General features: G+C 53.5%; 12 protein-coding genes. 2 read left to right on the forward strand and 10 right to left on the reverse strand.

Annotation, left to right across the window (positions count from 1 at the left end; all coding sequences use genetic code 11):
- Window positions 1-89: 89 nt before the first annotated feature.
- The 4 genes from AC0YNV_RS31275 to AC0YNV_RS31290 all read right to left on the reverse strand — a co-directional run bounded on the left by AC0YNV_RS31275 (window position 90) and on the right by AC0YNV_RS31290 (window position 6,676).
- A complete protein-coding gene (locus AC0YNV_RS31275) occupies window positions 90-3,041 on the reverse strand; it encodes an extracellular solute-binding protein (protein WP_475771508.1) in 2,952 nt (983 codons plus the stop codon).
- A gap of 95 nt (window positions 3,042-3,136) precedes the next feature.
- Window positions 3,137-4,576, reverse strand: a complete 1,440-nt coding sequence (locus tag AC0YNV_RS31280; protein ID WP_475771509.1) for an ABC transporter substrate-binding protein — start codon at window positions 4,574-4,576, stop codon at window positions 3,137-3,139.
- Window positions 4,577-4,948: 372 nt separating this feature from the next.
- Window positions 4,949-6,088: a GntR family transcriptional regulator gene (locus AC0YNV_RS31285; RefSeq protein ID WP_475771586.1), complete on the reverse strand. Its 1,140-nt coding sequence runs from the start codon at window positions 6,086-6,088 to the stop codon at window positions 4,949-4,951.
- Window positions 6,089-6,298: 210 nt separating this feature from the next.
- Window positions 6,299-6,676 carry an ArsR/SmtB family transcription factor gene (locus AC0YNV_RS31290; protein WP_475771587.1) on the reverse strand — a complete coding sequence of 126 codons (378 nt, stop codon included), beginning with the start codon at window positions 6,674-6,676 and terminating at the stop codon, window positions 6,299-6,301.
- 276 nt (window positions 6,677-6,952) lie between these two features.
- Between AC0YNV_RS31290 and AC0YNV_RS31295 the strand changes: the two genes are divergently transcribed.
- Window positions 6,953-9,115, forward strand: coding sequence for a heavy metal translocating P-type ATPase (locus tag AC0YNV_RS31295; RefSeq protein ID WP_475771510.1), 2,163 nt, complete (start codon window positions 6,953-6,955; stop codon window positions 9,113-9,115).
- 118 nt (window positions 9,116-9,233) lie between these two features.
- On the opposite strand, the gene AC0YNV_RS31300 is transcribed toward AC0YNV_RS31295, so the two are convergent.
- The 5 genes from AC0YNV_RS31300 to AC0YNV_RS31320 are packed head-to-tail and all read right to left on the reverse strand — an operon-like array spanning window position 9,234 to window position 13,961.
- Complete coding sequence (locus tag AC0YNV_RS31300) at window positions 9,234-10,211, reverse strand: Gfo/Idh/MocA family protein (protein ID WP_475771511.1); 978 nt, start codon at window positions 10,209-10,211, stop codon at window positions 9,234-9,236.
- Between the two features lie 60 nt (window positions 10,212-10,271).
- Window positions 10,272-11,150, reverse strand: a complete 879-nt coding sequence (gene sdaAA, locus AC0YNV_RS31305) for an L-serine ammonia-lyase, iron-sulfur-dependent, subunit alpha (protein WP_475771512.1) — start codon at window positions 11,148-11,150, stop codon at window positions 10,272-10,274.
- Complete coding sequence (gene sdaAB / locus AC0YNV_RS31310) at window positions 11,147-11,833, reverse strand: L-serine ammonia-lyase, iron-sulfur-dependent subunit beta (RefSeq protein WP_475771513.1); 687 nt, start codon at window positions 11,831-11,833, stop codon at window positions 11,147-11,149. The genes sdaAA and sdaAB overlap by 4 nt, the downstream gene beginning before the upstream one ends.
- Window positions 11,834-11,868: 35 nt before the next feature.
- Window positions 11,869-12,945, reverse strand: a complete 1,077-nt coding sequence (locus tag AC0YNV_RS31315) for a dihydrodipicolinate synthase family protein (RefSeq protein ID WP_475771514.1) — start codon at window positions 12,943-12,945, stop codon at window positions 11,869-11,871.
- A complete protein-coding gene (locus tag AC0YNV_RS31320) occupies window positions 12,945-13,961 on the reverse strand; it encodes an NAD-dependent epimerase/dehydratase family protein (RefSeq protein ID WP_475771515.1) in 1,017 nt (338 codons plus the stop codon). Before AC0YNV_RS31320 ends, AC0YNV_RS31315 begins: the two co-directional genes overlap by 1 nt.
- A 283-nt stretch (window positions 13,962-14,244) precedes the next feature.
- On the opposite strand from AC0YNV_RS31320, the gene chrA reads away from it, so the two are divergent.
- The gene (gene chrA / locus AC0YNV_RS31325) at window positions 14,245-15,456 is read left to right on the forward strand and encodes a chromate efflux transporter (RefSeq protein WP_475771516.1); all 1,212 of its coding nucleotides are present in this window, start codon (window positions 14,245-14,247) and stop codon (window positions 15,454-15,456) included.
- 39 nt (window positions 15,457-15,495) lie between these two features.
- On the opposite strand, the gene AC0YNV_RS31330 is transcribed toward chrA, so the two are convergent.
- Window positions 15,496-16,248, reverse strand: coding sequence for a hypothetical protein (locus AC0YNV_RS31330; RefSeq protein WP_475771517.1), 753 nt, complete (start codon window positions 16,246-16,248; stop codon window positions 15,496-15,498).
- Window positions 16,249-16,411: the final 163 nt, after the last annotated feature.

Below are 16,411 nucleotides of genomic sequence, written 5' to 3' on the forward strand. Positions count from 1 at the left end.
GAGCGTTCTGCCGCCTGCGGTTTCATTTCGAGTCCCTCATTTCTCAATAGTTCGTTCAGAAAGCTCGGCATCCGCGCGTTTTTTATGAACTACTCCTCATAGGGAAGATTGAATTCTTTGCGCTTCAGGGTGATCTCGTCGTTCATCGTGCGCACATAGTTTTCCATCGTCTCGCGCGGATCGTCCCCTTGAACAACCACTCTGCGGAACGCATTGTCGATATTGCGACCGGTCAAATAGCCGCCGGGCACTTCAGGAATCCCCTGCACCCATTGCATTTGTTCCTTCAGCTTCTGAAAATCCCTGGTTGGCCACGGCAGCCTGCCAAGCGCCTCCATATTGGCTGTCGGATATCTGGCCGCCGCGCCCATGCGGATTTCCATCTGGCGTCCGAAGGCAACTTGCGTGTCTGTGCCCGTCCACCATTTCATGAACGCCCAGGCCGCTTCCTTGTTCTTGGTACCCTTGAACATGACCGCTGACGATCCGCCGCTGCCCACCTCGCGGTGAATCGTGCCATCTCCGGCAGCGGTTCCCGGCACAGGGGCAAAGGACCACAGACCCTTGATCTCCGGCGCAAATACGCTCAGCTTGTTATACATCGTGTAATCGACGATGCCGATCGGCATTTCGCCTGTCCGGAACCGGTTTGCGAAATCCGCGGCAATCGGAATTTTATAATTCACATAGAAGTCCGTCCACTGCTTGAACTGCTGGATGGCCGTTTCCGAATCCAGGCCGCTCGCCATCCCGCCATCCTTGTAGAACTCTCCCCCATGCTGGAACAGGAACATCGCCATGGCCGGGTTAGGCGGCAGTGTGATGATGTTGGTTGTGACCAGATCATTCCCCAGTGAATCGAGCGGCTTCTGCGGGAGACCGAACTGCAGATTATGCTTCTGCAGCGTCGGCAGCATGCTGTACACATCCTCCCAGGTCTGCGGCACCGCAAGATGCAGCTCATTTTCCAGAATATCCGTTCTGTAGAACAGCATCGGGAAGGTCTGCTGCTCCGGCAGGGCGTAATAGCTTCCGTTGTACTCGTACGGTACCATGGCGCTTTCGTCAAACTGCTCCCGCACCTGCTCAAAATCGGAGAAGCCGGACAAATCCTCAAGCGCGCTGCGGCTGGCATAGTTCACCGGCAAATCATTGCCAACCTGCAGAGCGATATCCGGCCCCTTGCCCGCAACCGTCGATGGAAGCAGGACGTCGGCGCTTACCAGCTTCAGATTCACATGAATGCCGGTATTGGCGGTGAAATCGTCATCCACCAGACGTTTAATAACCTGCGCCTGGTCGCGCGCCGAGGTGACCCAGACCGATACGCTTTCACCGCCCTGGTCCTCGCCTGAGAAGTCATCATAGTTCTCATAAAAAGAAGCCAGAAACGCCTTCGTTCCTGACGTCAGCTTCGTCCACGCGCCGGCATCGGGATCGGGAAGCTCTGCACCCGCCGTGCTGACCATCAAATAATCCAGAGACAGCGGCTGTTCGTTAACGGTGAGCATCCACGAGCCCAGCGCGCCGACATTGGTCTTGAAGGCATCGATCCGCGAAGGAACCGATTCAGGATTGCCGGCCATATCCTCCAATTGATAGGCTATCGTATTAATAATGGCTGTACGCTCATTGCCTTCTCCCGACGACCCTTCCATCCGTTTGGCAATGGCCGCAAGCTGCGCGCTCTGCTTGCGGAACACTTCCGCCATCGCCGGAATTCTCTGCTCCAGATTATAGTCGCGGTATGTATCCGGAACGGTACCGGTATAGCTGATAATTTGGCGGTACATGGCGTTCAGCTCAAGAATGCTGGACTCCACCGACCGCAGAATCGGCGCCAGCTCGCCCAGAGTGACCTCCATGCGGATCCGGTGCTTGCCTTTGGTCAGATGGAATAGATACGGCTCCTCCTTGCCGGAGCCGATCACCTTCATCTGCCAGGACGGGCTGTACGGAAAGGCGATATAGCGCAGCTCTTCAAAAGGCAGCTCACCGTCGATATATAGGGTGCGCAGCGCAGACATTCCCCGCAGCGTATTTTGCCTGTTTTTGAGCGCAATCTGATACAGCGCATCCTCCGGCACATCGATTTCCCATTCGATCCATTGTCCCGGCAGTCTCCAGGCCCAGCCGCCCATCGCGTTATTGCGCAGCTTGGAGACATGGAAAGGCTCCAGAGCGGGACTGGACCGGTCATTGTAAGGAAGGAGATTCGGCGTTGATTTGTACAAGGCCTGTTCGGCCTGCAGCTTGATGGACACTGCCTTGGCCGGTCCATAGCCTTCTGCTTTATACCTGCTCGCCACTTCCTGATAGGAAGGCGTTGTTTGCGGTTTGGACAGCTTCAGCTGATCGATGACGAGCGGTTCCTTCACGGAGGTCAACGACAGGGTATGCTTGCCTTTGGAGAAATAAAATAAAAATGGCTCCTCGTTAAAGCCGGTACCATCTTTGATTACGGTATCCTGCCACATCGGCATCTCCACTTGATTGGGAGCAAGATCATTCCCGCGGCCGTCACGTTCGAAGGATTGCTGCTCATTGGTCCATATCCGGTTGAACGTTATGCTTCTCGCTTCGTTAAAAGGAAGGTTCCCGTCAATCCGCAGTTCCCGTTCAATGTCGGATTCCTTGCCAGGTTCCGTATACATATTCATCTTTACGTTATAAAGGCCGTCCTGACTGACCTCGAATGCCCAGGAGATCGTACCCGCATCTCCGGTTTTTACAGCTTTGCCCTGCCTGCCCTCGTAATTCTCAAGTACGGCAGCGTCCATCCCTTTCATCTCGCTGTAATTCTCGCCTTCAATGACAACTTCCTCAGCGGATGCGCCTGTGCTGCTTTGTTTGGACAGATACTCGTCATATCCGCCTTTTTTGAACGAACCGGTCAAGGCTGTCAGGTCCAGATCGGCCGCTGCCGCGGCAGCCGCTGTCTCCGTTTCGCGGGATGCCCCGCCCCGCATGGAGAAGGAGGCATATACAGCCACGGACAGAAGCAGCAGTAAAGCAGTCACTTTCACGATTGGTCGCCGCACTTGGTTTCCCCCTCCTCTTGAGCAGTACCCCTAATCCGCAAGCTCCCGTTTTGACAGCAAACTTTGGATCAGGGGCTCACCTCAAGAGCTATGCTTTATTTGCTGTCCTGCAGCAGCTTGTTGATATTGGCCTCGAACTGCGGTTTCACTTTATCCACCGCGGTTGCCGGCGATACTTTGCCTGTCGTGATATCCGTTACAACGCCTTCGAAGAGCTTCTCGCCGTCCGGCACGCCGTAGTAAGAGATATACTCAATGCTGTCGGCCATCTGAGTGCGCGTATCGAGCGACTCTTTGCTCGGATAGGAGGACTCCCATGACTGCTTAGCCAATTGTCGGCCCTCGTCATGAAGGCTGATCTCATCCATGATCCTGGCGGCAGCTTCCGCATTCTTCGAATACTTCGATATCATAAACATGTTGCCAAAAGGCGTGTACGAAACGTATTTATCGGCTTTCGGGCCTTTCGGGAAGAACACATAACCGATCTCCTGGTCCTTCATGCTGTCCAGCAGCGTCCCAAGCTCCCAGCTGAATCCTGCATATATGAGGCCTTTGCCTGCGATAAATTCCTTGCTGGCGTCTTCTGGAACAGGCTGCATAATCGACTTATCCGTGTTGTAGAGATCGGAGACGAACTGCAGCGCCTGTATCGTATTCTCGCTGTTCATGGAGAACTTGATTTCGCCGGCTGCGTCTTTATCCAGGGCGCCTTTGTTCGTGTACACCAGCTGCTCGGCCAAAGCTTTGGTTTTGCCGTATGCGCCGGCAAGGCCGAATACATCCGTTTTACCGTCGCCATTGGTATCCTTGGTTCCCGATTTGGCGAATTCGCGGAATTTATCCCACGTCCATTCCCCTTTTTGCTGCAGCTCGTACGGATCTTCCAGACCCAGCTTCTGCACCAGCGTTTTGTTATAGTACATGCCGTAAGGAGAAGGAGCGGAATCCGTCATTCCGTACTGCTTGCCCTTGTAGCTGCCGCCGTTTTTCATCCAGCTGATGTATTTGGCATCGCTCAGATCCAGATACTCGTCTACGGGCTGGATAAATTCCTTGTTGACCAGCTGCGGGAACGCCCAGAACAACTCAAGCAGGACGATATCCGCGAAAGGCGTTCCGGAAAGCGAAGTCGTAGTGAAGTTTTCCACATACTTGCCATAGTCGGCGAATTTAACGAATTCGATTTTTGTGTTATATTTTTTCTCGGCCGCTTCGATCAATTTGATCTGCGCTTCTTCCGCAGGGCCTTTCTCCGCGATCGTCCGCGGATCGGCATCGTCATACCAAACGCCGATTTTCACGGGAGCCCCCTGAAGATCAAAGGTCTTTTCCGCCGGCGCTGCCGGTTCCTCGGGAGCCGCTGCTTCCTCAGGCGCTGCCGCTTCATTGGCCGGAGCCGCGTTATTCGCTGCCGCCGGTTCCTGCGCGCCCGTATTGCCGCCGTTGCCTGCATTATTACTGGAACAGCCTGCTGCCGTAACCATAACGATCAATACGATGAGCAGCGAAGAGAGCCAATTGAACTTTTTCATTTAAAATCCCCCATCATCCGTTTAGGATCTAAATTTTAAAAACCTTAAGCATGAGCAGACGAACCCGAAAGCATGGAAACTTAAGCTTCTCCCTCCTTGTCACACCCGGATGAAAAGTAGAATGCGCTTACAAGCCAAAAACATAATGAGCATAAGCGATAAGACCCTCGTAGAAACTGACTTATGTAATTAGATATACTCTAATCATCGCTTACAGAAGTTATTATAATCGGGTATTTATTTTTTGTAAATATAGAATATACTTTATTTTATATTTTATCTATTTTGTTATACTCAATGAAAAAACCGCCGACCATCGCGGTCGGCGGTTTCTTACTTTCGCACCTATAAAACTTCAGCTTCCACCCATTTTCAAGACTGGCCCTGCACGGTCAAAATATCGGAAGGGCGGCCGCTTGAGTCCCTTTCCACCCAGCGGACAGGCACTTTGACGCTGTGATGCCCGGTATCTGTCCGTTCGATCAGCTGGACGATCAATTCCGCCGCCTTGCGGCCAATTTCATTATAATTCTGGGCAATTGTCGTTAACGGCACTTCAACATGCTGGGCAATCAAATGGTCATCGAAGCCTACAATAGACAGCTGCTCAGGAACCTGGACGCCCATCTCCAGCACATTTTTGAGAAGATCCACAGCCAGATGGTCATGCTCGGTCTGAACAGCCGTCACGCCGGACTGAAGCAGCTTCGCCATCATTTCTTTATAGAACGTTTTGCTGTTCGCGGCGGTTACGTCCCGGTAAAAATCCGTCACCACAATCTCCGGATCGATTGTTATTTTATGATCCTTGAGCGCCTTGCAGTACCCTTGATAGCGGTCCCTGACAGAGCTGCGGAATTCAATGCTGATGCTGGATACAAAGGCAATCCGCTCATGACCCAGCTCAATGAGCCTCTTCGCCGTCATATAGCCGCCCTCAAAATTATCCGAGACGACGCTTGTGATCGGCAGACTCTCAAAATATTGGTCAATGGTCACGATCGGATAGTCGTTCCAGTGAATCGCATGGATCAGGTCAACGTTGCTGATCGTGCTGATGGGATACAAAATAATGCCGCTCGGGCCATTCTTCGGCACTCTCAGCAGCAGCTCCTTCTCCTTGTCCTTGCTCCAGTTGCTGTCATGAATGCTTAAGTAATAGCCCTTGGCATCCAGATAATCCGAAGCCCCTTTTATCGTATCAAGCTCGCTTGTCGCCATATATGGCAATATCATGGAAATAATCCGGTTCGAATGAACAGGCCCCTGGTCGGGTGGTGTGAATCCCTCTTGTTTCTTGACATAGCTTCCGCTTCCCCTGATGCGGTATATGAGCCCTTCGCGCTCCAGCTCGATCAATGCGCGCTTGGATGTAATACGGCTGACGCCTGACTGCTCCGCCAGCTCCACTTCCGTCGGTAGCTGCTGGTCAGGCGCATATTCCCCCGATTTGATTTTCTCCTTAAGCCCCTCCATAATAACCATGTACAACGGCTTATTCTCGCCTTGCATAGCACTCACTTCCAGTCCGTTCCTAAATTCATATTCACCATTGATTATATCAAATCCCAAGATTATAATGCAAATTAAATATATCAAATTAGTTTAGGGGACCATCAGTTTCTTCACTTTGTTCTGCCTTAGCGTACCAATAATGAGAATATCGGTGAAAAGCAAGAAAAAGCATCGCCTGCTGTCAGGGCGATGCTTTTTTTCAACTATTTAATGATGCTTCAAATGCTCTAGCGTCTGCACGAAAATTTGCTCTACATGACTGTCATCAAGGGAATAGAAAACAGTCTTGCCGACCTTGCGGCGCTTCACGATCCGATTATTCCTCAGGAACCGCAGCTGATGCGACACGGCCGATTGTCCCATGTCCAGCACCTGCGTCAGGTCGTGAACGCACAGCTCACTCTGGGACAAGGCATGAATCATTTTGACACGGGTCGGATCTCCCAGCGTCTTGAACAAATCCGCAATTTCCGATGCATCCGAATCGTCGACCAGCTTCGCTTTAACGGAGCTTATATCCGCTGCCGTTCCGCTGCATGCTTCGTCACAGGCATCCTGAATCAATTTCTCCGCCACGTTATTCACCAACCACTTTTAGATTTGTTCCTTATTATAGCATCCGGGTTTCCTTTGGGGAAGAATGGGTGTCCAACTATATCTTTAGCTTGTATGAACCGGAGATGGCTCCATTGAATAAATAAGAAGAAATAGCCGCATTGTCCTCTTGACGGCGTTCTCGGTATTTTACGTTATCATTCAAAAAAATAGGCATAATATTCATGGAAATGGGTTTGACAGGAAACCGCATCCAGAGTATCATATGAACATGTATTCATATATGTATGAAAGAGGGAATCCTCCATGAAGGAATATCGCGTGAAAGGTCTTTCCTGCGGCAACTGTGCGCTCGCAATCGAGAATCAGCTCAAACGTCTTGAATATGGTGAAACGGCCGAGCTTCATTACAATACAGGTAAACTGAAGCTCGATCCGCGCATATCCTTCGCTGCAGTGGAGGGCATTCTGAAAGCCGATCACGCCTATATTGAACGCGGGCAGGAGAGTCATCACGGGCATGAGGATCATGCGCACAGCCATGGCGAACACGATCACCGGCATGAGCATGGCGACGGGCATTCCCACAGCCACTCACACAGTCATGGGCATGGCTTGTTAGGTCCTATCAGGCTGCTTATCCTGTCCGCTGTCCTGTTTGCCGCAGCAATCATCATCGGCAGTTCCGCTCATGAAGCCGTTCCGGTCAGCTTGTATCTGCTTGCTACCGTCCTGAGCGGGTACTCGACCTTTCTTCGCGGACTTCGCCATTTATGGTCCCTGCGGTTTACGATCGACACGCTGATGACCATTGCGCTCATTGGCGCCATCGCAATCGGAGAATGGAAAGAGGCAACGCTTGTCGCCATTCTGTTTGGCCTCAATGAAATTCTTGAAGGCCTCGGCATGGAGAAAGCGCGGCGTTCCATGGCCTCCCTTCTCAAGGTCGCTCCCAAGGAAGCTGTGAGACTCGAGGATGGCGTTGAGAAAATCGTTCCGATTGCCTCTCTCGCCGTTAACGATATCGTTATTGTTAAGCCAGGTGGAAAAATCCCTTCGGACGGCAAAGTCGTGGACGGCAAAAGCTCCGTCAATGAAGCGGCAATTACCGGTGAATCGCTGCCTGTAGAGAAATTCTCCGGCGAGCCGGTATTTGCCGGAAGCATTAATAATGAGGGAGTGCTGCGGGTCCGGATTGACAAAGCTTATGAGGACTCGTCGCTTGCCACGATTTTGCATCTGGTGGAGGAAGCCCAGGAAACCAAAACGCCTACAGAGCTCTTTATCAATAAATTCGCCAAATATTATACGCCCGCCATCATGGCTGCGGCTGTGCTGGTTATGATCGTTCCTCCCTTGATCCACGGAGGGGATTGGATCAAATGGCTGTATCAGGGGTTAGCCGTGCTTATTGTGGGATGCCCCTGCGCACTCATTTTATCTTCGCCTATTGCTATCGTATCGGGGATCACAGGGAATGCGCGCAACGGCATACTCATTAAAGGCGGCGTCTTCCTGGAACAGCTGGGCCGCATCGATACGCTTGCCTTCGATAAGACCGGAACCTTAACCAAAGGGGAGCCGCATGTAGAGAAAGCGGTCGTGTATGATGAAGCCCGCTTCTACCAAGTGGCAGGATCCATCGAGAAGTCCTCCTCCCATCCGCTTGCCAAGGCCATTATGAAGGACATTGCACAAAGAAACATCGAGCTGCCGGAAGCCGATGAAATCAGGACCGTCCCGGGAAGCGGCATCGTAGCCGAGATCCGGGGCGAGACCTATTGGCTGGGCAACGAGCAGAGCATCGGCCATATCAGCCTTCCCGATGACATTCATGGGCAAATTATCAGCCTCAAGGAGCAGGGCCTGACTCTTGTGCTGGCTGCGGATAAGGACCGGGTGCTCGGCATGTTCGGCATTGCAGACGAGATCAGGGAAGAAAGCGCGGCCGTCATCCGCAAGCTGCACCGCGCCGGGATTCGCCAAACCGTCATGCTCACAGGCGATCATCAAAAAACGGCCGAGAAGGTCGCGGACATGGTCGGCGTCACCTCCTGCTTCAGCGGTCTGCTGCCAGAGGATAAGGTCAGGATTGTCAAGGATCTGGCAGCCCGCGGCCGCGTCGCGATGATCGGCGACGGCATCAACGATGCGCCCGCTCTCGCTTCCGCCCAGCTTGGCATCGCCATGGGCAAGGGAACCGACAGCGCCATCGAAACGGCGGATATCGTGCTTATGCAGGATCATCTGGGCAAGCTGCCGGAAGCCATCGGAATCGCCAAGCGGGTCAATGCGGTCATCCGTTTTAATATTGCCGTTGCTCTCGGACTGAAGCTGATTGCTTTGCTGCTGACGATCCCCGGCTGGCTGACGCTTTGGATCGCTATTTTATCGGATATGGGCGCCACGATATTCGTTACTTTGGTGAGCTTGACGGTATTGATCAGCCGCCGGGATAAAGCAGGCTGATCAGCCATTGTGCAGTACCGGTGCACGAATCGAGACTTGAGATAAAGGTTTAATGATTCAACAAACAGCCATTCAGCAGCAATTAACTGCCAGGTGGCTGTTTTTTGATAGCAGTCTACTATTTATCCGGATGAATTTCTTCAGCCGCCCGGTCCGATTCATATAAGGCCTGAACGATCTTGATTACGCTGCGCGCATACTCCCCCGAACATGCAGGCTCTATATCGTGTTGAATGCTTTCCAGCAGCTCGCGGTACTGAAGGACAAACGGGGATACAGTCTGAGGGGCTTCAACGGGGCGGTATTTCCCTCCCTCGCTGATCCATAGACCGACTCCCGTTGCCAGCTTGATCATGCCGCGAGTGCCGATGATTTCCGTCTCGTTACGGTTCACTCCGCCGTAGCCGCTTTGGCTGATCGTGCAAGGAATGCCGCTTGCGGTACGGAGAAAAGCCGCCCCGCTTCCCTCGATATCCCCTTTGGTACCATGAAAACTGAGAGCTGCGTTCACCTGTGTGAAACAGCTGTCCGTCAGCCATTGGATCTTGTCTACCGAGTGGGAGCCCAGATTCATGAATATCCCGCCGCCGGACTTGGAGCGGTCGAAGAACCAGTCGGGACGATTGGGCAAATAATAATTGACGTGACGCGTATCATTAATCATGACAAGCTCGCCAATCCCGCCGCTTGCAATAATCTCTTTGGCCTTGATGTTCTCGGCAAAATAATGCTGGGTATGGCCTACCATCAGCTTGACCCCATGCAGCCTTGCCGACTCTATCATTTGATCGCATTCTTCAACATCAAGCCCCATCGGCTTCTCCAGCATGATATGGCAGCCCTGCTCCGCACAGGCGACAGCCGCTTCCTTATGCAAATAATGCGGCAGCGTTATAACTGCTACATCCGGCTGTTCCTCTCTGAGCATCTCATTGTAATCCATATACGCGCGGATATGATAATCGCCGGCAGCCTGCGCCGCACTCGTTTCACGGATATCCGCGATGGCGACGGCCTCAAGCTCATCCATTTGCGAAATCGCCTTCAGATGGTCGCCGGATATCCCCCCGGCTCCGATAATCGCTGCTTTTAACATTTGCTGCTCCCGCCTCCCTTTCCCCAGAAGAAAGATTCCACGACTGTATCTGCGCCGGACTTATTCCCGGCCATACAATTCCTTCATGATCCGTTTCCCCGTCGGAGTCTGCGCAAGACCGCCCTTGGCCGTCTCCCTATGCTTCACCGGCATTGCCGTTCCCACCTCGCGCATCACATCAATCACCTCATCCGAAGGAATGACACTGCGCACGCCGGCCAGTGCCATATCAGCCGCCGCAAGAGCGGTGACCGCTCCAAATCCGTTGCGCACAATGCAGGGAATCTCTACCAGTCCCCCCACCGGGTCGCAGATCAGGCCAAGCGAGTTCTTCAGCGCAAGACCGACGGCATGGACGGCTTGAGCGGGCGTTCCTCCCCTCATCTCGGTGAGCGCGCCGGCCGCCATGCCGATGGCGGAGCCAATCTCCGCCTGGCAGCCGCCTTCCGCGCCCGAGATAAAGGAATTGTTCGCAATCACATAGCCTATCGCTCCGGCGGCGAATAATCCTTCTACAAGCAGGCTGTCATCCCACCCGAAACGTTCCTGGGATTGAACGAAAACGCCGGGAATGATCCCGCATGAGCCTGCTGTCGGCGTCGCGACGATGCGCCCCATAGAAGCGTTCACTTCCGATACGGCGAGCGCATACGTCATCGCTGCGGCAGCATTGCCGCCCAGCGAGGGTTCCCCGTTCCCTGCGTAATCATGAAGACGTTTGGCGTCACCGCCCGTCAGACCGCTGCGGGAAAGCGTGTCGGCTGTCAGACCTTTGTGGACGGCTTCTTTCATAATTTTGTAATAGGCAATCATCTGACTGAAGACAGCATCTTCATTCTTGTCCGTCTCCAGCGCCTGCTGCTGCAGCATCAAGCGTCCCATTGTAAGGCCGCCGGCTTCACAGCGCTCCTGCAGCTGCTGCAAGGATGCAAAATTCACAGAGCTGCCTCCTTTCCTTGCGCCAGATCCACCAGGCTGACCCGGTGAACATGGGTCAGCTCAAGAATTTGTCCCGCCACTTGCGGGAGAACCGGTTCATCCGTTTCGATGACCGTCAATGCATCTCCGCTTCTGCTTTTTCGGTCCAGATCCATATTGCCGATATTCAATTGCCTTGCTTTCATGATGGTTGTGATATCTGCCAGCATGCCGGGATAATCATCGTGGAAGATCAATAATGTCGGGTAATGGGCGGAAAATCGGACATCAAAGCCATTTACGGCGATGATCTCGATATTTCCGCCTCCGATCGAAGTGCCGGTCAACCGGTCCTCGTGCTGTTCGTCTCTGAGAATAATAAGGGCCGTGTTCGGATGCTCGGCCTGCTGTGTGCCTATGCGGAATACAACCTGCATGCCTGCCGACTCCGCCAGCTCCAGAGAATGGCGGATCCGCGAATCATCCGTATTGAAATCGAGCAGTCCGCCGACTATGGCAAGATCCGTCCCGTGACCTCGATAGGTCTCGGCAAATGAACCGTACAGGACAATTTCGGCATGCACGGGCATCGCCCCGAACAACCGGCGGGCTGCGCGTCCAAGCCGTGCGGCACCCGCTGTATGAGAGCTCGATGGTCCGATCATTCCAGGCCCGATGATGCTGAAAACATCCTTGAAGCGCATCCCTATCCCTCATTTCCACTAATCAATGAGCATTGCTACGCTTGGGAAAGCCAGCTGCCCAGGTTTTCTTTGACAAATTCATCATCATTTAAATGCGGATAGTCCTGATAGATCCGGTCGATTTCTTCCGCTTGTCCCGGAGAGAGAACCTCATAAGGATTGAGACACCAAGTGCCCTGAAGCAGTCCCTGTCTGCGCAGCACCTCATGAATGCCCGGAATGCACCCGGCAAATTGGTGGGCGGAATCAAAGAATGCCGCATTGGAATCCGTCACCTGAACATTCCGTGTCAGCCATTCCCGGGGAATTTCCGGCAGCCTGCGCATCTTTTTGATTTCCTCCAGCAGCTTCACCGCTTCCCGCGTCCAGACCGACCAATGGCCCAGCAGCCCGCCGACAATCTGCTTCTCCACCGGCTTCCCGTCCACCATGAACTGATAGCGGGTGAGCAGATCATTTATGATATTGTCATCATTCCCCGTATACAGGGCGATATCATCCCGGCGGCTCGAATAGCAGACCGCCCTGACGACATCAATGGTCTGATAACGGTTGAAGGGAGCCATCTTGATGGCAATGACATTCGGAATCTCGGCAAATTCGCGCCAGAAGCCGAAGCTGAACACCTTGCCGCCCACAGACGGCTGCAAGTAGAAGCCGATGACCGGGATGACCTCCGCCACTTGTCGGGTCCGCGTCAGAATCTCCTGCTCGCTCCAGCCGTCAAGTCCGCCCATGCTGAGAAGACCCGCATCGTAGCCATGCTTCAATGCGGTTTCCGCTTCTTCCAGCGCCTGCCCGGCCGGTCCGCATAAGCCGGCTATCTTGATGAAGGGCCGGCTGATTCCGGCCCGATCAACCTCCTCAGCCGCCAGCCTCAGGACCGGCTCATACAGATTAAACGCCTTGTCGCGGATCTCGAACTGCGTCGAGTGAACCCCCACGGCAATGCCGCCGGATCCCGACGCCATATAATACCGGGTCAGTGCCCGCTGCCGCCGCTCGTCAAGCTTCCGGTTCTCGTCCAATGCGAGTGGATGCGCCGGTATAACCATCCCCTCATGAACCGCCTTAAGCAGCTCCGGAGTCAGTGCTCTCCCTGGACCTGTCATTAGAAGTCTCCCCTTCTTTCCTGAAAGTGAGTCGGCTTGTTCCAGGTCTGCCCGCCGGCCTGAATCCATTCAGCCGTCCAATCGATCAGCTGCAGCAGGGATACCCGCGGATATCCAAAATACTGATGGGACCTGGACGCATTGCTGAGAAGAGCGGTATCCGCCTCGACGCCGGCAAACACAGCCTCGCTGCCGAGACGGCCTGCAAGCTCTTGTGCCGCCCAGCGGATGGACATGGTCTCCGGACCGGTAATATTCAGAATCGAAGGAGGATTTGAGCATTTGGTCAGGGAGCGCAGAGCCATCGCGTTTGCATCTCCCTGCCAGATGACATTGGCATAGCCCATCGTGAGGTCGATCGGTTTTCCCGCTTGAATAGACTTAGCCAGCTCAAGCAGAACGCCATAACGCATATCAATCGCATAGTTCAGCCGATAGATAAGCATCGGAGTGCCGTTCAATTGAGAGAAGTATTCGAATACGCGCTCCCTGCCAAGACAAGATTGCGCATATTCTCCAATCGGTCCCGGCGGAACGGACTCATTGACGCCGCCGTTCCCGGCAGGAGAGAATGGATACACATTCCCGGAAGAAAACACGACGATACGGGATTCTTTATATTTGTCCGCCACTCTGCCCGGCAAATAGGCATTCATCGCCCATGTGAAATATTCTCTGCCTTTTGTGCCGAATTTATTGCCGGCCATGTAGATGATATTCGCCGCATCCGGGAGCTTGCCAAGCTCGCCATCCTGGAGCAAATCGCAAGCGATTGTCTCTACTCCCGCTTCTTCCAGCTCGGCTCTTGCTGCCTCGTCAGAGAAACGGGAAACGCCGATTACCCGCTTCGCGAGTCCTCCATCCCGGATTGCATTCATTGCCAGTCTTGCAAGGCTGGGTCCCATCTTGCCGCCTGCACCCAGAATTATAATGTCCCCGTCAACCGATGCCAGGTCGCGCACAAGGCTTTCGGATGGCTCAGCCAGTCTGGATTCCAATTCAACTACGGTTCTCATGGGTTTGAAAGCTCCTCTCCAATGGTTGTTAGGCTTATTATAATGAAGCCCCCTCATTTAAGACAAATCTTTAAATTGTCTTTTAATAACTGATGATGAATGAACAAAAAGACGCCTTGGCAGGCGCCTTTAATCATTCCGTTCCATTCGTTTTTTTCGCTTCTGGTTTCACTCGCGGCAGTTGTCCTGTTCAGATCTGCTGAAATTTTTCCGTGATTTTAAACCATCATTACAATTGGGTTGTATACTTGTTAGGAAAACAGGAGGAGGAAGAAACATACATATGGCAACGGTTGAAGCGAATTCCCCGAATAAGAGCAAAATAAAGGTGCTTATTGAATTATTGCAGGTTTCCACCAGACTTGGCCTGACTTCCTTCGGGGGACCTGTCGCCCATCTTGGCTATTTTCATGAAGAATACGTACGCAGGCGTAAATGGATGGACGAACGCAGTTACGGGGATTTGGTGGCTTTGTGCCAATTCCTTCCCGGACCGGCAAGCAGTCAGGTAGGAATGGGAATCGGGATCATCCGGGGAGGACTGATCGGGGGAATCGTATCCTGGATCGGTTTTACACTGCCCTCTGTTATTGCCCTTGTGCTGTTCGCTTTTCTGCTGAAAGGCATGGATATCAGCGGCGCCGGGTGGCTGCACGGGCTGGAAATCGTCGCTGTCGCCGTTGTGGCCCAGGCCATCTTCGGCATGGGTCAGAAGCTTGCGCCCGATCGCAACCGCATTACCCTGGCGATCGCCGCAGCGGCAGTCACATTGCTGTGGCAGACGGCATTCAGCCAGGTGGCAGTTATCATTGCCGCTGGCTTGCTCGGCGTTGTGATGTACCGTAATAGCAATGTTCCGGCTATTCCCCCGATGGCTGTACCGGTAAGCCGCGGCATCGGCAACCTGTGTTTGCTGTTATTCCCCGTTCTTCTGGTTGCGCTTCCCTTCCTGCGCCAGCTTGGAATCAATGGCATGCTGCCGCTGTTTGACAGCTTTTACCGGGCAGGAGCTCTTGTATTCGGCGGGGGCCACGTCGTACTCCCGCTGCTGGAGAAGGAAGTGGTGCCGGCGGGCTGGGTCAGCAGGGAAAGCTTCATGGCAGGTTACGGCGCAGCCCAGGCGGTTCCCGGTCCGCTGTTCACCTTTGCCGGATATTTAGGGGCTATGGCCAAAGGCATATCCGGAGCTGTCATAGCAACCGTTGCCATCTTCCTGCCCGCTTATTTGCTTATTGTCGGAGCGCTGCCTTATTGGAGCATACTCCGCCAAAAACCGGCCGTTCAAGGTGCGTTAACCGGCGTCAACGCGGCTGTTGTAGGTCTTCTCCTTGCCGCGCTTTATGATCCGTTGTGGACCACTGCCATTTTGACGCCCGTCGATTTTGTCCTGGCCGCGGTATTATTTATTATGCTGTCTTTCTGGAAGCTGCCCCCATGGATCGTTGCCGCCGCAGGTGCGGCAGGCGGCACTTTTATCGGTTATTTGAGCATGTAATCATGCAGGCCACGCGCCAGTCGGGATGGCGCGGTTGTTTTACGTGTTCAGTTCAACGGCTTCCATCGCGACCCTTTCCCAGATACGGTCAAGCGTCAAGGACAGGTTGGAGCCTCTTTGCGGATGCAGATACGGCTCCTTGCTGCGGAAATAATGCGGATGTCCGCCGAGTACCGTAATCGTCCCCAAGTGGCCAGGTGCATGCTTGAGCCTGTTCCAAAACGGCACGCCGAGTTTATTCCGGCTCCAGCCGCCCCAGCTCCCCAATCTGGTGATGGGATCCTTCAATATTCCGTCCTCATCGACCGCCTGAAAATAGCTTACCTTTTCACGCAAATCCCTCCGGATCGGCGTCTTGGGCGAGCCAACCTGAATGATCCGGCAATCCGGAAGGATTCCCTCTCTGTTTAACAGCAGGGCAGCCCGATAAGCTGCGACGCCTCCCCCGCTGTGGCCGATAAACAGCACAGGATGACCTGCCGAGAGTTCACGGACCTGCGACGCCACCGCCCTGCCTCCAGGACGATGCGTAATCCAAAAACGCGTCAAGTCCACGCCAACCTGAATAATTTGGCGAACCATGCTCTGCGTATGATCGCCATAAGGCAGCAGCTCGCGGATCACCGGATCCCGCCCTGCTTCGTGGAAACGGTGCTTCAGCTCCCGTTTGCAATCATCAAAAATAGTCGGTGTCGATGCAACCCCCGCAACCAAATAAATATGCCATTTTGGAGCTTCATCCAACATCATCATTTTCCTCACCGCCTGTTCGCTTCCGGCTGGGCCATACATGCCGCGGCCTCCTGCTGTTAGTATGGGACGGACAGCCCTTAATTCATTCCTTCATTTTTTTACGATTGCCCGGCTGAAGTTCTTCAAAGTCATTCTGATGGAATATTATATTATGGTAAATTGAAAAGGGCCGCGTTTCCGCGGCACTTTGCTGACAAATTTT

Source organism: Paenibacillus sp. JT31N11, from assembly GCF_056269285.1.